Annotated in this window: 19 protein-coding genes; 12 read left to right on the forward strand and 7 right to left on the reverse strand. The window is 66.6% G+C overall.

Annotation, left to right across the window (positions count from 1 at the left end):
- Positions 1 to 36: 36 nt before the first annotated feature.
- From D477_RS08805 to paaZ, 3 genes are all read left to right on the forward strand, one after another.
- Entirely contained in the window at positions 37 to 666 is a 630-nt protein-coding gene (locus tag D477_RS08805; protein WP_005268680.1) for a GNAT family N-acetyltransferase, read from the forward strand.
- A gap of 25 nt (positions 667 to 691) precedes the next feature.
- Positions 692 to 1,369, forward strand: coding sequence for a tyrosine-protein phosphatase (locus tag D477_RS08810; protein ID WP_005268681.1), 678 nt, complete (start codon positions 692 to 694; stop codon positions 1,367 to 1,369).
- Positions 1,370 to 1,512: 143 nt separating this feature from the next.
- Entirely contained in the window at positions 1,513 to 3,585 is a 2,073-nt protein-coding gene (paaZ, locus tag D477_RS08815) for a phenylacetic acid degradation bifunctional protein PaaZ (protein ID WP_005268682.1), read from the forward strand.
- 5 nt (positions 3,586 to 3,590) lie between these two features.
- On the opposite strand, the gene D477_RS08820 is transcribed toward paaZ, so the two are convergent.
- The 6 genes from D477_RS08820 to D477_RS08845 all read right to left on the reverse strand — a co-directional run bounded on the left by D477_RS08820 (position 3,591) and on the right by D477_RS08845 (position 9,939).
- On the reverse strand, positions 3,591 to 4,238 hold the full coding sequence (locus tag D477_RS08820) for a hypothetical protein (RefSeq protein WP_005268683.1): 648 nt from the start codon (positions 4,236 to 4,238) through the stop codon (positions 3,591 to 3,593).
- A gap of 100 nt (positions 4,239 to 4,338) precedes the next feature.
- A complete protein-coding gene (locus D477_RS08825) occupies positions 4,339 to 4,968 on the reverse strand; it encodes a TetR/AcrR family transcriptional regulator (protein ID WP_005268684.1) in 630 nt (209 codons plus the stop codon).
- A 41-nt stretch (positions 4,969 to 5,009) separates the two neighbouring features.
- Positions 5,010 to 6,350 (reverse strand): phenylacetate--CoA ligase PaaK, encoded by a 1,341-nt coding sequence (paaK, locus tag D477_RS08830; protein WP_005268685.1) that lies wholly within the window; start codon positions 6,348 to 6,350, stop codon positions 5,010 to 5,012.
- Positions 6,351 to 6,363: 13 nt separating this feature from the next.
- Complete coding sequence (locus D477_RS08835) at positions 6,364 to 6,858, reverse strand: hotdog fold thioesterase (protein ID WP_005268686.1); 495 nt, start codon at positions 6,856 to 6,858, stop codon at positions 6,364 to 6,366.
- A 60-nt stretch (positions 6,859 to 6,918) separates the two neighbouring features.
- A complete protein-coding gene (locus D477_RS08840) occupies positions 6,919 to 7,680 on the reverse strand; it encodes a hypothetical protein (RefSeq protein ID WP_150110055.1) in 762 nt (253 codons plus the stop codon).
- Between the two features lie 36 nt (positions 7,681 to 7,716).
- Positions 7,717 to 9,939, reverse strand: a complete 2,223-nt coding sequence (locus tag D477_RS08845; protein WP_005268688.1) for a S9 family peptidase — start codon at positions 9,937 to 9,939, stop codon at positions 7,717 to 7,719.
- 246 nt (positions 9,940 to 10,185) lie between these two features.
- Here D477_RS08845 and paaA point away from each other — a divergent pair, with 246 nt between their 5' ends.
- The 6 genes from paaA to D477_RS08875 are packed head-to-tail and all read left to right on the forward strand — an operon-like array spanning position 10,186 to position 14,940.
- Positions 10,186 to 11,169 (forward strand): 1,2-phenylacetyl-CoA epoxidase subunit PaaA, encoded by a 984-nt coding sequence (gene paaA / locus D477_RS08850; protein WP_005268689.1) that lies wholly within the window; start codon positions 10,186 to 10,188, stop codon positions 11,167 to 11,169.
- Positions 11,170 to 11,192: 23 nt separating this feature from the next.
- Positions 11,193 to 11,525 (forward strand): 1,2-phenylacetyl-CoA epoxidase subunit PaaB, encoded by a 333-nt coding sequence (gene paaB, locus D477_RS08855; protein WP_005268690.1) that lies wholly within the window; start codon positions 11,193 to 11,195, stop codon positions 11,523 to 11,525.
- On the forward strand, positions 11,522 to 12,349 hold the full coding sequence (gene paaC / locus D477_RS08860) for a 1,2-phenylacetyl-CoA epoxidase subunit PaaC (RefSeq protein ID WP_005268691.1): 828 nt from the start codon (positions 11,522 to 11,524) through the stop codon (positions 12,347 to 12,349). The genes paaB and paaC overlap by 4 nt, the downstream gene beginning before the upstream one ends.
- A gap of 35 nt (positions 12,350 to 12,384) precedes the next feature.
- Positions 12,385 to 12,924 carry a 1,2-phenylacetyl-CoA epoxidase subunit PaaD gene (gene paaD, locus D477_RS08865; RefSeq protein ID WP_005268692.1) on the forward strand — a complete coding sequence of 180 codons (540 nt, stop codon included), beginning with the start codon at positions 12,385 to 12,387 and terminating at the stop codon, positions 12,922 to 12,924.
- Positions 12,925 to 14,109, forward strand: a complete 1,185-nt coding sequence (gene paaE, locus D477_RS08870) for a 1,2-phenylacetyl-CoA epoxidase subunit PaaE (protein WP_005268693.1) — start codon at positions 12,925 to 12,927, stop codon at positions 14,107 to 14,109.
- 33 nt (positions 14,110 to 14,142) lie between these two features.
- Positions 14,143 to 14,940, forward strand: a complete 798-nt coding sequence (locus D477_RS08875; RefSeq protein WP_043846290.1) for an enoyl-CoA hydratase/isomerase family protein — start codon at positions 14,143 to 14,145, stop codon at positions 14,938 to 14,940.
- A 282-nt stretch (positions 14,941 to 15,222) separates the two neighbouring features.
- Here D477_RS08875 and D477_RS08880 read toward each other — a convergent pair whose 3' ends face one another.
- Positions 15,223 to 15,678 (reverse strand): Lrp/AsnC family transcriptional regulator, encoded by a 456-nt coding sequence (locus D477_RS08880; RefSeq protein WP_005268695.1) that lies wholly within the window; start codon positions 15,676 to 15,678, stop codon positions 15,223 to 15,225.
- A gap of 210 nt (positions 15,679 to 15,888) precedes the next feature.
- Between D477_RS08880 and pdhA the strand changes: the two genes are divergently transcribed.
- From pdhA to D477_RS08895, 3 genes are all read left to right on the forward strand, one after another.
- A complete protein-coding gene (pdhA, locus tag D477_RS08885; RefSeq protein WP_043846249.1) occupies positions 15,889 to 17,049 on the forward strand; it encodes a pyruvate dehydrogenase (acetyl-transferring) E1 component subunit alpha in 1,161 nt (386 codons plus the stop codon).
- A gap of 26 nt (positions 17,050 to 17,075) precedes the next feature.
- Positions 17,076 to 18,068 carry an alpha-ketoacid dehydrogenase subunit beta gene (locus tag D477_RS08890; protein WP_005268697.1) on the forward strand — a complete coding sequence of 331 codons (993 nt, stop codon included), beginning with the start codon at positions 17,076 to 17,078 and terminating at the stop codon, positions 18,066 to 18,068.
- Positions 18,069 to 18,070: 2 nt separating this feature from the next.
- A partial coding sequence (locus tag D477_RS08895; RefSeq protein ID WP_005268698.1) for a biotin/lipoyl-containing protein occupies positions 18,071 to 18,540 on the forward strand: 470 nt, incomplete at its 3' end.

An 18,540-nucleotide genomic window follows, 5' to 3' on the forward strand; every position in this document is an offset into this window, starting at 1 on the left:
AAAATACCCCGGCGCGGCGGCGCTTAGGATGAAGCCATGCCCCTTTTCGAGCCGCTGAACTTGACCGGCAAGTACGTGCGCCTGCAGCCCTTGCAGCGGCGTCACATGGCCGATCTGGAAGACGCCGTCCGCGACGGCGAATTATGGAACCTCTGGTACACCCGCGTGCCGTCGCCGGAAACCATGGAACTGGAGATCCGCCGTCGGATGGAAAAGCAGGACCAGGGCACCATGGTGCCGTTCACCATCCGGCGGCTTGCCGACGAGGCCGCGCTCGGCATGACCACGTTCTGCAATATCGACGCCGATACGCCGCGCGTGGAGATCGGCTACACCTGGCTGCGCGCCAGCGCCCAGGGCAGCGGCGCCAACGCGGACTGCAAGATGCTGCTCATGACCCACGCGTTCGAGCAGCTCGGCTGCCGCGCCGTCGAGTTCCGCACGCACTGGATGAACCACCCGTCCCGCGCCGCCATTGAACGGCTTGGCGCCAAGCAGGACGGCGTGCTGCGCAACCACACCAGGATGCCGGACGGGACGGTGCGGGACACGGTGGTCTACTCCGTCCTGGACACTGAGTGGCCGATCGTCAAACGCGGCCTGCAGGCCCGGCTGGACAAGCCCCGGCAGTCCGGTTCCCCAACACCGGGGAAGGGCCGGCGGTGACCTCGAGGCTGGACCGGATCCGGCCATGGGCTGGGACGGCGCAGTGAACGCGCGGCTGATTGCCGGGGACATCTACGGCATGGGCCGCTCGGAGTGGCTCACCGAGGCAGGCTGGCGGCAAATGTACGACGACGGCGTGCGCACCGTTGTGGACCTGCGGAACCTTGGGGAGCGCTCGCCGCGCCATACGGATCCGGTGGTGCCGCCGGAGGCCAGGTCCATGTTCACGCTGCTGAACTGTCCGACGGAAGAGCCCGACCACGAGGAATTCCGCCGGCTGGCCGGACCGTACATGTCCCACCCGCGGCACTTTCCGGACAATCTGCGGCTGTTCCCGTCCAACATCGTTGCCGTCGCCCGCGTCCTCGCCGAGGCCCAGGGCGCCGTGGTGGTGCACTGCTCCGCCGGCCGCGACCGGACCGGACTGATCGCCACGTTGCTGCTGCAGCTGCGCGGGGAGTCCGCGCAGGCTATTGCGGACCACTACGAGTTCGGGCTGCGCGGGATCAATGAGTGGCACCGGATCAGTCCGTACCGCCACCCGGTGGAGCGGTACATCTCGGGGCCGGCGTTGGAAGCGCGGGTCGAGGACACGCGCAACGCGCTGCTGGAGCTGGTTGCCGGCCTCGATGCCGGACGGTACCTGACCGAGCACGGGCTGGAGCTGGAGGAACTGGAGCGGCTGCGCCGGCGGCTGCACTGACACCGGACCAGCTGCCCGCACGGAATGCCCCTGCACTCCGGGTGTTCTTCATGTAGGCTGGTGACGTTACCGAACGACCGTTCAGTTTGTTTATCGTCCGCGGGAGGCTGGACGCTGCGCGGGAAAGGGAAAGGCAGTCAACGATGACCTCAACCACTGTTGGCCTTGATTATGTTCCGAGTTTTGTCCGGGACTCCTGGTGGACGCCGGAGACCGCAGCGGCGGGCGCCGAGGTCCGCGACGCCAGCACCGGCGAAGTGCTGGCACAGGTAAGCACCGAAGGACTGGATCTGGCCGCCGTCGTTAATCACGGCCGCACGGTGGGCCAGGCCGAGCTGGGCAAGCTCACTTTCCACCAGCGGGCCCTGAAGCTCAAGGAGCTGGCGCAGTTCCTCAACGGACACCGCGAAGCGCTGTACGAGATCTCGCACCGCTCCGGCGCGACCAAGATCGACAACATGATCGATATCGACGGCGGCATCGGCGTGCTCTTCACCTTCGGCTCCAAGGGCCGCCGCGAACTGCCGAACTCGCAGGTTGTCGTCGATGGGCCCATGGAGGTCCTCTCCAAGGACGGCTCCTTCGTCGGCGAGCACATCTACACCCGCATCCCCGGCGTCGCGGTCCAGATCAACGCCTTCAACTTCCCGGTGTGGGGCATGCTGGAGAAATTCGCTCCGGCCTTCATCGCCGGTGTTCCCACCATCGTCAAGCCCGCGACGCCCACCGGCTACATCACCGCCGCAGCCGTGAAGCTGATCGTCGAATCCAACATCCTGCCGGCGGGCGCGCTGCAGCTGATCTCCGGATCCGCCCGGGACCTGCTGGACCATCTGGACTACCGCGATGCCGTGGCCTTCACCGGCTCGGCCGATACCGCCAACAAGCTCAAGTCGCACCCGAACGTGGCGCAGGGCGGCATCCGCTTCACCGCGGAGGCAGACTCGCTCAACGCCGCGATCCTCGGGCCCGATGCCGCACCGGGCACGCCGGAGTTCGACGCTTTCATCAAGTCCCTGGTCACCGAGATGACGGCGAAGGCCGGCCAGAAGTGCACCTCAATCCGCCGCACCATCGTGCCGAAGGACAGGATCCAGGACGTGGTTGACGCCGTTCAGGCGCGAATCGACGAGCGCGTGGTGCTCGGCGACCCCCGCGCCGAGGGCGTCACGATGGGCGCCCTCGCTTCGGTGGAGCAGCTTGCCGATGTGCGCGCGGCCGTCCAGGAAATGCTCGACGCCGGCGGCGAACTCGCGTACGGCACGCTGGATGCTCCGAAGGTCACGCGCCAGGACGGCAGCGTGGGGGAAGCCGAAGGCGGTGCCTTTATGTCCCCGGTCCTGCTGACCTGGCAGGATGCCGAAGCCGAGGCGGTCCATTCCCGCGAAGCGTTCGGACCGGTCTCTTCCGTGATCGGCTACGAGGACCTCGACGACGCGATCCGGCTCGCTGCCATGGGCTCGGGCTCGCTGGTGGCCACGGTGGCCACGAATGACCCGGAGGCTGCCCGCCGCCTGGTCACCGGCATCGCCGCCCACCACGGCCGGGTCCTGGTGCTCAACCGCGAGGATGCCCGCACGTCCACCGGACACGGTTCCCCGGTGCCGCACCTGGTCCATGGCGGTCCGGGCCGCGCCGGGGGCGGCGAGGAACTCGGCGGCATCCGCTCCGTCCTGCATCACATGCAACGCACCGCCGTCCAGGGATCGCCGAACATGCTGACCGCAATCACCGGCGTCTGGCATACCGGCGCCGACCGCAATTTCGACGACGTGCACCCGTTCCGCAAGAACCTGGCCAAGCTGAAGATCGGCGACGCGCTGCGCTCGGACCTGCGCCAGGTGACGCTGGAAGACATCACCGCCTTCGCCAATTCCACCGGCGATACGTTCTACGCCCACACCAACCAGGCGGCGGCTGAAGCGAACCCGTTCTTCCCCGGCATTGTCGCCCATGGCTATCTGCTGCTCTCCTGGGGCGCGGGTCTCTTCGTGGAACCGGCTCCGGGCCCGGTGCTGGCGAACTACGGCCTCGAAAACCTGCGGTTCATCACGCCGGTTGCCGCCGGCGACTCGATCCGCGTCACGCTGACTGCCAAGAAGATCACTCCGCGCGAGACGGATGAGTACGGCGAGGTGGCCTGGGATGCAGTGCTGACCAACCAGAACGACGAGATCGTGGCGACCTACGATGTGCTGACCCTGGTCGAGAAGTAGGTCAGCTAACTGCCGGCAGGGTAGGCAAGTTCGCGCGGACGGTCCTGGACTCTCAGGGCCGTCCGCCATTTAACCAGCCCGAGCAGGTACGCGGCGACGGACGCGGCGGCGTAGAGGACGGCGAGGTTCGGCGCCCCTGCCGCCGTGACGCTGGCAAGGTTGAGGAGCGCAAAGCCCACGCCGATCGACCAGGCGTCGGCGATGCCGTACGCCAGGCCGAGGTAGATGACCAGCGGGAGCGCGGAAAGCACTGCGTGGACGAGCAGGTCCGGCCCGATGACGGCCAGCAGCTCAAGCCCCGAAAACCCCTTGATCAGGGCGAAGAGGACCAGCAGTCCGGCGCCGATTCCCCATTCCTCCGCCGTCGCGCGCCGGACCGGCAGCATTCCGCCATGGGTCCTGCGGCCGCTCCACCAGCGCCAGGCTCCGTAGGTACAGACGGCAGGCAGGAGCAGGTCGCCCATGCCCAGCTCCGGCTGTCCTGAGGCGAGACCGAAGAGCAGGAACAGTGCCACGCCGGCGCCCAGCGGGAGCCAGGCCCACCGATGGCGGCAGGCGAAAAGAGCCGTAGAGGCAATTGTGAGTGCGGAAAGCGCGACCGTCAGCCCGATAAGCAGCCCGGTTCCCCCAGTGAAATCCCCAAACCAGTCCAAGACGTCCCCCTGACGCGAAGTGGTTGATGCAAGGTTAGCAGGGTGCGCACCACCGGGACAGGGGCAAGGAAGGGACTGCCATCCTGGGCAGCAGAGAGAGCTAGGCGATGACGCGGGCCGCGGCCGGGAGATGGAGCCCGTCGAAAATCATGGACACCAGGTCGTCCGCGAGTTTCTCGGCCGTGAGTTTGCCGCCGGGCTTGTACCATTCCACGATCGAGTTGATCGTGCCGAAGAGCAGCCGTGTGGTGGTGCGCGGATCGATGTCCCCGCGGAGGCGCCCTTCATCGCGGGCCGCCTCCACCAGGGCCGCCACCTTGTGGTCGAACTGGCGGCGGCGTTCCAAGGCGGTACGTTCTATCTCGGTGTTGCCGCGGAGCCGCAGCAGCAGCGTGACATAGGGCAGTTTGCTGGTCAGGACCTCGATGGTCCGCCGGACCACGAATTCCAGCCGGTCGTCGGCCCGGCCGGAGGAGGCGCCAGGCTCGTCCAGAATCGCTTCCAGCGAGCCCAACGCCTCGTCCAGGGCGAGCCTGAGCAGATCGCCCTTCGACGGCACGTGATGATAGATCGCGCTCTTGGAAATACCGAGGTTCTCCGCCAGGATTCCCATCGACGTCGCTTCGTAGCCATGCTTGTTGAAGACGGCCACAGCAACGTTGAGTACGGATTGCTGGTCATAGCCCGGGCGTCCTCGCCGGGCGGGTTCCTGGCCGTTATTCTTCACCATGGTCCTAATCTTTCCAGAGCATTCGTGCCGCTGATGGCGTTTTAGCCGTTGAGGTTGCGCAGGTCATAGATCCGGCGGAGCTTGCCGCTGGAGCGTGCGAGGCTGTTGGGTTCGACGACATCGATCCGGCAGCTGGAGCCGACGTGGATCTTGATTTGCTTCTGCAGGTCCTTGGCGGCTGCCGCTGCAACCTCGGGGGTGCAGTCGTCGCGGCGTTCGATCTTGACGGTCAGTTCATCCATGCGGTTGGGCCGGGTGATTTCCAGCTGGAAATGTGGGCTCAGGCCGGGGATCCGCAGGGCGATTTCCTCGATCTGCGTCGGGAACAGGTTGACGCCGCGCAGGATGATCATGTCGTCGCTGCGGCCGGTGATGCGGCCGATCCGGCGCATGTTCGGCCGGCCGGTGCCCGGCAGCAGGCGGGTCAGGTCATGCGTACGGTAGCGGATGACCGGCATGGCCTCCTTGGTCAGCGAGGTGAAGACCAGTTCGCCGTGTTCGCCGTCGCGCAGCACGTCGTCGGTGAGCGGGTCGATGATCTCCGGGCGGAAATGGTCCTCCCAGATCGTCGAGCCGTCCTTGTAGTCAATGCATTCGCCGGCCACGCCTGGACCCATGACCTCGGACAGTCCGTAGATGTCGCAGGCATCGATGTCGAGCTTGGTCTCCAGCTCGTGCCGCATTTCCTCGGTCCAAGGTTCGGCTCCCAGCACGGCGACCTTCAGCGAAGTCTTGGCCGGATCCAGGCCGGCGCGTTCCATCGCGTCGACGATCGTCAGCAGGTAGGTCGGAGTGCAGAGGATGGCATCCGGCTCGAAGTCCTGGATCAGCTGGATCTGCTTTTCGGTCTGGCCGCCGGACATCGGAATCACGGTGCAGCCGAGCTTCTCGGCGCCGTAGTGGGCGCCGAGGCCGCCGGTGAAGAGTCCGTAGCCGTAGGCGTTGTGGACCTTCCAACCCTGCTTGACTCCCGAGGCCTTCAGGGAGCGGGCGAAGAGAGTCTCCCACCGTTCCAGGTCGCCCTTGGTGTAGCCGACCACGGTGGCCCGGCCCGTCGTACCGGAGGACGCGTGGATGCGGGCGACCTCGTTCTGCGGAACCGCGAACATGCCGAAGGGATAGGACTGGCGGAGATCTTCCTTGTCCGTGTAGGGGAAGTGCTTCAGGTCGGACAGTTCCTTCAGGTCCCCGGGATGCACTCCGGCCTCATCGAACTTCTTCTTGTACATCGGCACCCGCTCGTAGGCGTAGGCCACCGTGTGCTGCAGGCGCGAAAGCTGCAGGGCCTCCAGCTCGTCACGGCTCATCCGCTCCTCGGGATCCAAGATCTCCGGCTCGGCAGGAGTGGACTTGCGGGCCTTCGTTCCGGTGATGGTCGACATTGAACGGTCCTTGCTACTTGTTGCGGGCGGCGGGATTGGGAATGGTGCGGGAACGGCCCCGCAGCACTGCGACGATGTCTTCGCCGCCTCCGGTTGTTTCCTGGGTTACCCGGATGTCGAAGAGGCCGCTGCGGCCGCTTGTGCTGACCAGGGTGGCGCTGGCAGTCAGGCTCTTCCCGGCGAAGCCGGGACTCATGAAATTGATATCGACGCCGGACGCTACCGTAATGGTGCTTCCATCACCGTGCGGATCATTGCAGGCGAGGGCGAAGGCGACATCGGCAAAGGCGAAAACCATCCCGCCTTGTGCAATACCGAAGCCGTTGAGCATTTCGTCGCGCACCTGCATCCGGATCAGCACATCGCCGTATTCGGCCCGCAGGACTTCCACGCCCAGCCATTCAGCGGCCCGATCGTTGACGAAAGCCGGATGGACCGGGGCAGGCTGGGCGGAAGCGGCGGTGCGGGCCGCAGCATGGCTGGCCGGACTGGCATCAAGATCCGTCATGTGAGCCTCTCCAGGATATATACCGAATGTTCATTAGGTAATCCTGATTTGTGACTCAAGTCAAGTCGTCGCCGCCCTGCGCCGGAGCCGCCAGGCCAGGGCTGCGGCAGCAGGAAAAACAACCATGGCGCCGCCCACCGGCGGATAAGCAAAAGCCATCAGCGTGAATACGCCACCGCCGAACGCCAGCATCGGAGCTGCGGCCGCAGCCAAGGCAGCGCTGGCTGCAAAGCGCGCCACAGCGCTGCGCAGGCCCAGACCGCCGGCCCCACTCTCGGCCGCGGCAATCAGCGCCGCGGAGCAGGCCAGGACCATGCCGGCATAGCCGGCTGCAGCTTCCCAGTAGCCGAACCCGAGATAGATGGCGACCGAGGGGAACAGCGCCCAGGCCGCTCCCATGGCGAGGGCCCAGGCAGCCGCCGGCCGTCGGCTGCTTCCGGAAGGGGGCACCGTTGCGGCAGCCGGCGAGCGGGCGGCCATGGCCAGCGACACCATCCCGGCCGCGAAGAGCACCAGGCCCAACGGCAGGAGCGCGGCCATGAGGCCGAAGGCTTCCGGCGGAGCCTTGGTCAAGACGGCGTCCGACCCGTCAGGACTGCAGAAGAACTGCCGGAGATAGAACGGCTCGGCGTCCCGCTCGGCCGCCGATGCGCTGTTCATGCCCCAAGGCGCGCAGGACTCGCCTGGGTCCTTGCCCTCGAACGGCCGGAAGCGGTGTGCCAGTACGCCGAAAGCGGCCAGGAGCAAGCCTCCGAGGACGGAGGCCGCCCCCGCAGCCACCTGCCGGACCACGGCAGGAGGTGCGGGTACGCGCTTCGGCACGTTCCGCCGTCGTGCTTGCCGTGCCCCCTCCACGGATCAGGCCACTTCCGCGGCTCCCAGGGCGTCGAGCACGAAGGCGTAGTCCCAGGCCCGGTCCTTCCAGCCCTCGTAGCGGCCCGACGCTCCTCCATGGCCGGCGTCCATCTCGATCTTGAGCACGATCGGCTCGGAGCCCGTGGTTGCTTCACGCAGCTTGGCCACCCACTTGGCCGGTTCTACATACAGCACCCGGGTGTCATTGAAGCTGGTGACCGCCGCTATCCGCGGGTAGTCCGCCGGCCGGACGTTCTCATACGGCGAGTAGGACTTCATGTAGGCGTAGACCTCGGGATCCGTGATCGGGTTGCCCCATTCCTCCCATTCCAGTGCGGACAGCGGCAGGTCGGGATCGAGGATGGAGGTCAGGGGGTCGACGAAGGGGACCTGCGCCACGATGGCGGCGTACTTCTGCGGGGCGAGGTTCGCCACGGCGCCCATCAGCAGGCCGCCGGCCGAGCCGCCCATCGCCGCGATCCGCTTCGGGTCGGCCCAGCCGGAGGCCGCCAGCCAATCGGTGGCGGCGACAAAGTCGGTGAAGGTGTTCATCTTGCGCAGCTTCTTGCCGTCGTCGTACCACTTCCTGCCCACTTCGCCGCCGCCGCGAACGTGGGCGATCACGTAGACGACGCCGCGGTCCAGCAGCGAGAGCCGGGCGATGTTGAACGCGGGGTCCATGCTGACTTCGTAGCTGCCGTAGCCGTACATCAGTGCCGGATTGGCGCCGTCGCGCTGCACGTTGGCCTTGCGCAGCACGGACAGCGGAATCCGCGTCCCGTCGCCGGCCATGGCCCATTCGCGTGCGGCCACGTAGTCGGAGGATTCGTAGCCGCCCAGCACCGGGGTCTCCTTGCGCAGGAAGAGCCGGCCCGTGGCCAGTTCGTAGTCGTAGATCCGCGGCGGCGTGAAGAAGGAGGTGTAGGTCAGCCGGATCAGCGGCGCCTCATATTCGGAACCGCCCATGCCGGCGGTGTAGAGCTCCTCATCGAAGTCCGGTTCCACGGCCGCGCCCTGCGCCGCCGTGCCCAGGCCCTGCAGCGGAAGCACCTGGATGCGCTCGATCGTGTCCTTGCGGACCGACACGACGGCGTGCGTGGCCGTGACGGTTGCGCCATTGACCCGCACGGCGTCGTCGTGCGGCAGCACGGTGTCCCAGCGCTGTTCGCCGAGCGGCTGGGCGAACTCGGCCAGGTCCACGAGCGAGACCATTGAGTTCACCGCGTCCTTGTTGTGCGTGAGGAGGACCTTCGGCATGCCATCCAGGGTGAACGGCTCCGCATCGTAAAGGATCCGCTCGCTGCGCGGGACCAGCACCTGCAGCCCGGCGTCCGGATTATCGAAATCGAGCAGCCGTGTCTCGCTGTACTCGGAGCAGCCGATGCTGACCACCAGGTGCCGCCGGTCCGCCGAAAGGTCGAACCCGGTCCACATGGCCGGGTCGTCCTCCTGGTAAATAACGACGTCGTCCGCCACCTGGGTGCCCAAGGTGTGGGACTTGATTTGGTACGGGCGCCAGGAGTCATCCACGACCGTGTAGAAGACCTGGCGGCCGTCAGGGGAGAAAGCCAGCGAGTAGAACACGTTCTCGACCACGTCCGGCAGCAGGTCGCCCGTCCTGAGGTCCTTGATCCGCAGGGTGAACCGCTCGTCGCCGGCATTGTCCACCGCGTAGGCGTAGAGGTTGCCGTCCTTGGTGACGGCGGCGCCGCCGAGGGAGAAGAAAGGCTTGCCTTCGGCTTCCAGGTTGCCGTCCAGCAGGATCTGTTCGCCCGGCACCGGCGTCCCCGGTTCCACGGCCGGCGGCGTCCAGTCCACCGCAGGGTCGCCGGAGTCCGCTGCTTTTGTCCGGCACTGGATGCCGTACTGCTTGCCCTCTTCCATCCGGCCGTAGTACCACCAGCCGTCCTTGCGGACGGGCACGGTCAGGTCCGTTTCCTGGGTGCGGTTCTTGATCTCGTCGAAGATCGCATCGCGCAGCGGCTGCTGATCCGCGGTGACCGCGGCAGTGTAGGCGTTCTCCGCCTCCAGGTGGGTCACGACCTCCGGGGCTTCCTTGTTGCGCAGCCATTCATAATCGTCAACGAAGACGTCCCCGTGGTGCCGGCGTTCCTGGGGTTGCTTGCGCGCCTCCGGCGGCTGCGGGCGGCCGTTGTCCCGCCCGGGGCCGGCGGTCAGTGCTGCGGAAGGGCTGGACGTGGTGGATTCTGCCGAGGGGTGCATCATGGCACCAATATATAGACGCTGGGGGCCGGCCAGGACGGCGATCGCAGCGAGCGGAACGGGGCCGACGCCGCGATCGTTCCCCGAGCCGGCCGGGGACGCGCTCGGATCGGATGGCCCCGGGTTGCCGCGGCGGCCTGGACCGAGGCTGCCGGTGGTGTCTTGACGCACCCCTTGCGGCCCTATATTCTGAACGAACGGTCGGTAAATATTTGCGCCCAGGACTTTCCCACAGTGAGGTGACACCCAATGGCAACGCAGACGCAGGCGACACTGCAGGCTGTCCCGTCGGCAGAAGACGAGGCGGGCCAGGCCTACTTCGACAAGATCATCGCCGAGGACTCCCGGATCGAACCGGCGGACTGGATGCCGGAGAAGTACCGGAAGACCCTGGTCCGGCAGATGTCCCAGCACGCCCACTCGGAGATCATCGGCATGCAGCCGGAGGCCAACTGGATCACCCGCGCCCCTTCGCTGAAGCGCAAGGCGATCCTGATGGCCAAGGTCCAGGACGAGGCCGGGCACGGCCTCTACCTCTACTCGGCCACGGAGACGCTGGGGACGCCGCGCGATGTCCTCAACCAGCAGCTGCTGGACGGCAAGGCCAAGTACTCCTCGATTTTCAACTACCCCGCCAACTCATGGGCTGACATGGGTGCGATCGGCTGGCTGGTCGACGGTGCCGCCATTGCCAACCAGGTGCCGCTCTGCCGCGCCTCCTACGGCCCGTACGGACGCGCGATGGTGCGTATCTGCAAGGAAGAGTCCTTCCACCAGCGGCAGGGCTTCGAGATTCTCCTCGAACTGTCCAACGGGACCCCTGCGCAGAAGCAGATGGCCCAGGACGCCGTCAACCGGTTCTACGCGCCGGCGCTGATGATGTTCGGTCCGACGGACACGGACTCGCCGAACTCGCAGCAGTCCATGGCCTGGAACATCAAGCGCTTCTCCAACGACGAGCTGCGCTCGCGTTTCGTCGGCATGATCCAGGAGCAGGTCAAGGTCCTCGGCCTGACCCTGCCGGACGACAAGATCCGCTACAACGATGAAACCGGCATGTGGGAGCACGGCGAGCTCAACTGGGACGAGTTCCACGAAGTGCTGGCCGGTCGCGGGCCATGCAACGCCCAGCGGATGGAACGCCGCCGCGAGGCGCATGAGAACGGTGCGTGGGTGCGCGAAGCCGCCGCGGCCTACGCCAACAAGAAAGCACAGAAAGCACAGGTGGCCTAATGGCAACAGGAGACCAGACAGCAATGGCCAAGCCGGTCGAGACGGTGGAAACGCCGGCTGCGGAAGGCCATGACAAGCAGGCCTGGCCGCTGTGGGAAGTCTTCGTCCGCTCCTCCCGCGGGCTCTCCCATGTCCACGCAGGCTCCCTGCACGCCCCTGACTCCGAGATGGCCGTGCGCAACGCCCGCGACCTGTACACCAGGCGCAACGAAGGCGTCTCGCTCTGGGTGGTCCCGGCGTCGGCCATTGTGGCCAGCGATCCGGACGCCAAGGGCGAGTTCTTCGAGTCCCCCAAGGGCAAGGACTACCGGCACGCCACCTACTACACCAAGAGCGAAGGGGTGAAGCACCTGTGAGCGGTGAAAGCGCCACCCGGATCACGCCGGGCAACGCGTACCGGCCCGAGGATGTTGCCGCACAGGTGGCCGAGGGCGTGGAGGTCAGCGAAGACGTCGCCGAGTACGCCCTGCGCCTGGGCGACGACGCGCTGATCCTCGCCCAGCGCCTGGGCTGGTGGATCTCGCGCGCGCCGGAGTTGGAAGAGGACGTCGCGCTGGCCAACATCGCGTTGGACCTGATCGGCCATGCCCGGTCCTTCCTGACCTACGCCGGCGCGGCCTGGGGCAAGAGCGAAGACGACCTCGCCTACTGGCGGGGCGAGAATGAGTTCCGCTCGAGCTACCTGGTGGAGCAGCCGAACGGCGATTTCGGCAAGACCATCGCCCGCCAGTTGGTCTTCTCGGCCTTCCAGCACGAGCTTTACTCCCGCCTGGTCGATTCCGCCGATGCCACGCTGGCAGCCATTGCGGCCAAGGCGCTGAAGGAAGTCGACTACCACCGCGACCATGCCACCCAGTGGACCCTCCGCCTGGGCGACGGGACCGAGGAATCGAAGCGCCGCATGGCCGCCGGCCTTGTCTCGGTCTGGCCGTACGTCGACCAGCTGTTCCAGGACGACGACCTGGTCGGGCGCCTTGAGGGCGTGGCGGTCCGCCCGTCGGAACTGCGCGCGCCGTTTGATGCGTACCTGGCCGGCGTCTTCGCCGAGGCCGGCCTGGAGCTGCCCGACATTCCGCCGGCCATGACGGACAAGTCCCGGCACAAGCACAGCGAGCACCTCGGCTACCTGCTGGCCGAAATGCAGGTGCTGGCCCGCGAACATCCAGGCGCCACCTGGTAACTGCCCGTGGCGATTCAGTAACAACGGAGTGAGCTATGTCCACTAACACCGCAGTACGCCCGGCCAACGCCGAGGCTGCCAAGGTCTGGGATATTGCAGCCACAGTGTGCGATCCGGAGATCCCGGTCATCAGCATTGCGGAACTGGGTATCCTCCGCAGCACCCGCCTCATCGAGGGGGAGTACGACGACGCCGGCCGCCCGGCGGTCGAAGTCACCATTACTCCCACCTACTCGGGGTGCCCTGCGATGGACGCGATCAGGGACGACGTCGTTACTGCCCTTAACGGGCAGGGCTACGGCGACGTGCGGGTCAAGCTGGTGCTGGCTCCGGCGTGGACCACGGACTGGATGACGGCCGAGGGCAAGGCGAAGCTGGAAGAGTACGGCATCGCGCCGCCGACCGGGCTGGCCGGTGTCCGCACCGGTCCGGTCAGCCTCGGCCTGAGCGTGAAGTGCCCGAACTGCAATTCGCTGAACACGCGTGAACTGACCCGCTTCGGGTCGACCTCCTGCAAGGCGCTCTACCAATGCAATGAGTGCAAGGAACCTTTCGATTACTTCAAGGTGCTCTAGATGACTACTTCCACGCCTGAGGCCGACGCGGCCCAGACCCAGGGCGGCCAGCCCGAAACCGGCAAGCGCCGCGCTGCCTTCCACCCGCTGACGGTCTCCGAAGTCCGCCGCCTCACCGACGAGGCCATCGAGGTGACCTTCGAGGTGCCGGACGAGCTGCAGGGCCAGTACGACTACGTGCCGGGCCAGTACGTGGCGCTGCGGACCGAGATGGAGGGCCAGGAAGTCCGCCGCAGCTACTCGATTTGCGCCGAGCCCACGGCCGGCGAGATCCGGGTGGCCATCAAGCGGGACCTCGGCGGGCTGTTCTCCAACTGGGCCAACGACCACCTCAAGGCCGGCGACGTCCTGGACGTCATGAGCCCGACCGGCGCGTTCATCTCGAAGCACCAGATGACGGAGCTCAACCGGCCCGAGGACATCGATACGGACACCGAGCACGTGTTCGTCGCCTTCGCCGCCGGCTCCGGCATCACCCCGGTCATCTCGATCGCCCGCACCGTGCTGGCGGCCAACGAGAATGTCCGCTTCGACCTGGTGTACGCGAACAAGGCGGCCATGGACGTCATGTTCGTCGAGGAACTGGCGGACCTGAAGGACAAGTACCCGTCCCGCTTCGCGCTGCACCATGTGCTTTCCCGCGAGCAGCGCATCTCGCCGCTGCTGTCCGGACGGATCGACGCGGAGAAGCTCAACAGCCTCTTCGACGATGTGCTGCGCACCGACGACGTGGACGAGTGGTTCCTTTGCGGCCCGTTCGAGCTGGTCCAGCTGTGCCGCGACACCCTCGCCGCCCGCGGTGTTCCCGCCGAGAAGATCCGCTTCGAACTGTTCACCACCGGCGAGCCGAACAAACCGCAGGGCAGCATCGGCCGGCCGGTGGAGGTGGACCCGAACGCCGACAACTTCGAGATCAACTTCCGCCTGGACGGGCTCTCCGGCAAGGTGGCCAGCCCCAAGCATGCCCGCGAGTCCGTGCTCAATGCGGCGCTGCGGGTCCGGCCGGACGTGCCGTTCGCCTGCGCCGGCGGTGTCTGCGGCACCTGCCGGGCCAAGGTGGTCTCCGGTACCTTCGAGATGGACGAGAACTACGCGCTGGAACCGGATGAGATCGAGCGCGGCTATGTCCTGACCTGCCAGACCCGGCCCACGAGCGACGAACTCAGCGTCGACTACGACGCCTGACCGGCCGAAGCCTCGAAGGAGAACAGCATGGGCATGATCGAACTGTCGATCGAAAACAACATCGCCGAAGTGGTGCTGAACGCGCCGCAGAAGATGAACGCGCTGGACGAAGAGGCCCTGGCCGATTTGGGCAAAGCGTACGACGACGCCGCGGCTGCCGCCGCGGAGGGCCGCGTCCGGGCGCTGCTGCTGCGCGGTGAAGGCCGCGGCTTCTGCGCGGGCCGCGATATTTCCGCCGTCGTCCCGGAAACCGACGACGCCTATGGCTACCTCGGTGACCTGGTGACGCCGCTGCTGAAGAAGATGTCGGCCTTCCCGGCCCCCACCTTCGCCGCTGCGCAGGGCGCCTGCCTCGGCGTCGGACTGGGCCTGCTGATCGCCACTGACGTGGTGTACGTCGCGGAGAATGCGAAGATCGGCTCGCCCTTCGCAAACCTGGGCGCCACGCTCGATTCCGGCGGACACTGGCTGTTCACCGAGCGGCTGGGGGCACACCGCACGCTCGACCTGATCTACACTGCGGAGCTGATGAGCGGTTCCGAGGCCGTGGCATCGGGCCTCTTCAGCCGGGCGATGCCGGCGGACGAGCTGCTGGAGCGGACCCGGGCTGCCGTGGCCAAGGTCGCCGAAGGAGCCACCGGTGCCTTCGTCGCCTCCAAGGAGCTGGTGGCCGCGATCCGCGACCAGCGGCTGGGGCTGTGGGCCTCGGTGGAGGACGAGAACGCCGCCCAGGGCGGGCTGTGCAAGAGCGAGGACTACGCCGAAGGGTTCAAAGCGTTCCAGGAGAAGCGCAAGCCGGTGTTCGGCGGCGTTTCCAGCGCCGGCCGTTGAACGATTCAGCCCTTCTATTGACACCTGTCGCCGGCCCGGCCGAGAATTTATCCAACAAATTTGCCAATTCGGAAGAGCATTCCGGATTTGGGCCGGCCCTTTAACTGAATAACCGGCATCTGTACGTCGGCCCTGAGGCCTCATGGGGGAGGGCGGAAAAGCCCGTGCGGTTCCGCCACCAGTCGGGGCTGCTGTGCAGACGCCGCTGATGAGCGCCGCCGGGCCCAGCCCGGCGGCGTTTCGGCTTTCAGGGGGCTGTGGAAAGTGTGGGCGGGCCTGGGCTCAGCGGGTGTCAAGGTCCTCGAACACCAGGAACGTCTGGGTGTCCAGGATGCCGGGCATGGACTGGATCTGGTCGAAGATGACCCGCCGGAGATCCACGTTGTCCACCGCGCGGACCAGCAGGATCACGTCGAAGTTGCCGCCGACCAGGGCGATGTGGTGCACCTCGGGGACAGCCTGCAGGGCCTCCTTCAATTCCCGCCAGGAATGCTGGCGCAGCTTCAGCGTGACGTAGGCCGAGGCCTTCAGGCCGGCTTTGATGGGGTCCACCAGGGCCGTGAACTTGGTCAGCACGCCAGCCTCGGTGAGCCTTGCAATGCGGGAATAGGCGTGCGCGCGGGAAATGTGGACGTTCTCCGCCACGGCCGTGACGGACAGCCGGCCGTCCCTTGTCAGCTCCGCCAGGATCCGGCGGTCGATATCGTCCAGTTTCATGCCGGACGCCGCTTCGCCCATTCGTCTACACCTCGATAAGTAATCCAGTTCACAGTTGCAATTCGTCTCCCAGAATACGGCACCTGAGGTAGAACTTCCACGGTTTTCCGGTGAAGTGGATACGAATAGTCACGCAATCGCATACTGGAGGCACACAGTTTCCACTCCTGAACAGGACGGCCGCCCGGCCTTCGGCGGGCCAGGGCCTCGAAGAATTCCAAGGAGCTACCTATGACTATTTCAACGGGAAGTCCCTGGCGGGGGTCCATGCAGGAACCTGCCGGCCGGGCCGACCTGGACGCGCAGCGGGCCGCAGAGTCGTACATGCTGCCCTCGGTAGAGCCGGTCCAGCTGATCGACCCGGACGGCCGCCACGTCCACAACGACAAATACCCGCTGCCGGATGGTGATTCGCTGCTGGGCGCCTACCGCGAGCTGGTCGTCGGACGGCGCGTCAATGACCAGGCCAACGCCCTGGTCCGCCAAGGCCGCATGGCGGTCTATCCCTCATCCCACGGGCAGGAGGCCTGCCAGGTTGCCGCCGCGCTCTGCATCGAAGCTGCCGATTGGCTGTTCCCGACCTACCGCGACACGGTGGCCGTGCTCGCCCGGGGCGTGGATCCGATCCAGGCGCTGACCCTGTTGCGCGGGGACTGGCACAGCGGCTACGACCCCTACGAGCACAACGTCTCCATCCAGGCCACGCCGCTGGCCACCCAGCTGCTGCACGCCGTCGGAGTTGCGCACGCCGCCAAGCTCAAGGGCGAGAACACGGTGGTGGTGGCCATGTGCGGCGACGGCGCAACCAGCGAGGGCGACTTCCACGAGGCGCTGAACTTCGCCGCCGTGTTCCATGTTCCGGTGGTGTTCTTCGTGCAGAACAACCAGTACGCCATCTCGGTGCCGCTGAGCCACCAGAGCGTGGCGCCGTCCCTGGCCCACAAGGCGATCGGCTACGGCATGCCGGGCGAGCGTGTGGACGGCAACGATCTCGCCGCGCTGCTCGCGGTCCTGGGCAAGGCGGTCGACCGGGCACGCGACGGCGGAGGGCCGGCATTAGTGGAAGCCCACACTTACCGCATGCAGTCCCACACCAACGCCGACGACGCGACGCGCTACCGCAGTGACGATGAAGTGGCCCAGTGGGTGCCCAAGGACCCGGTGATGCGGATGCGCACCTACCTGACGGAGCTCAAGCTTTTGGACGAATCAACCGAGAAGGACATCGCTGCCGAGGCCGAGCGCGTCGCCGCCGCACTGCGCGAGGGGCTGAACGCCGAATCCGAAGTGGACCCCGAGGACCTGTTCCGGCACGTCTACTCGGAAAAAACCAGTCAGCTGCGCGAGCAGGCGGCCAAACTGCGCGAAGAGCTCTCGCGCGAGCAGCTCTGACCTCGGGACCGGGGGAAATAGCCAACATGAGCACAACACTGACGTTTGCCAAGGCGCTGAACACGGCCCTGGCCGATGAAATGGAAGCCGATCCAACCGTCGTCGTTTTCGGCGAAGACGTAGGCACGCTGGGCGGGGTCTTCCGCATTACCGACGGGCTGACCAAGCGGTTCGGCGAGGAGCGCTGCTTCGACACCCCGCTGGCCGAGTCCGGGATCATGGGCATGGCCGTCGGCATGGCGATGAACGGGCTGCGGCCGGTGGTCGAGATGCAGTTCGACGCGTTCGCCTATCCGGCGTTCGAGCAGGTCGTCTCACACGTCGCCAAAATGCCCAACCGCACCCGCGGCAAGGTCAAGCTGCCGCTGGTCATCCGGATTCCCTATGCCGGCGGGATCGGGGGAGTGGAGCACCACTGCGACTCCTCCGAGTCCTACTATGCGCACACGCCGGGCCTGACCGTGGTGTCGCCGGCGACCGTGCCGGACGCCTACACGATGCTCCGCGAGGCCATCCGCCACCCGGATCCGGTGGTGTTCCTGGAGCCGAAGAAGCTCTACTGGTCCAAGGAAGACCTGGAGCTGGAGGCACTGCGTTCTTCCGCCAACTCCTTTGGCCGGGCCGTGGTGGCCCGCGAGGGGACGGATGCCACGCTCATCACCTACGGCCCGTCGGTTTCCACTGCGCTCAACGCTGCGGCTGCGGCTGCGGAGGAAGGCCGGTCGCTGGAGGTGATCGACGTGCGCTCCATCGTGCCGTTCGATGACGCAACGGTCATGGCGTCCGTGCGCAAGACGGGACGCGCCGTCGTTATTGCCGAAGCACCGGGGTTCGCCTCCGTCGCCTCCGAAATCGTGGCGCGGGTGCAGGAACGCTGCTTCCACTCGCTCGCTGCGCCGGTCCTGCGGGTGACCGGTTTCGACATCCCGTACCCGGCGCCGAAGCTGGAGCACTTCCACCTGCCCAGCGTGGACCGGATCCTCGACGCCGTTGACGAGCTTCAGTGGGAGGACGCGTGAGCATGGCCCGCCAGACATTCTTGCTGCCGGATCTGGGCGAGGGGCTGACCGAGGCCGAGCTCGTGAACTGGCTGGTTCGCATCGGTGACGAAATCAGCGTCGACCAGCCGATTGCGGAAGTGGAAACCGCCAAGTCCATGGTCGAAGTGCCGAGCCCGTATGCGGGCATCGTCGCGGAACTGCACGGGGCAGCAGGGGACACTATCGACGTCGGCAAGCCGCTAATCTCCATTGAGGCAACGGACGCCGGGGAGGACGGTGCCGCCGCTGCGGCCCATCCCGCGGCTGAGGCCTACCGCCAGGAGGAACGGGCCGGGGCCGATCCCGCCGCCGCGGCCGCCACTGCCCCCGAGGTCGCAGCCGAGGCCGAAAGCGGCTCCGGAAACGTGCTGATCGGCTATGGCACCCGTGGCGGGCACGGCACGGCCAAACGGACGCGCCGTCCCAAGGCGCGGGCGGCAGCTCCTGCGGC

This window comes from Arthrobacter crystallopoietes BAB-32 (assembly GCF_000328305.2).
Classification (GTDB): domain Bacteria; phylum Actinomycetota; class Actinomycetes; order Actinomycetales; family Micrococcaceae; genus Crystallibacter; species Crystallibacter crystallopoietes_A.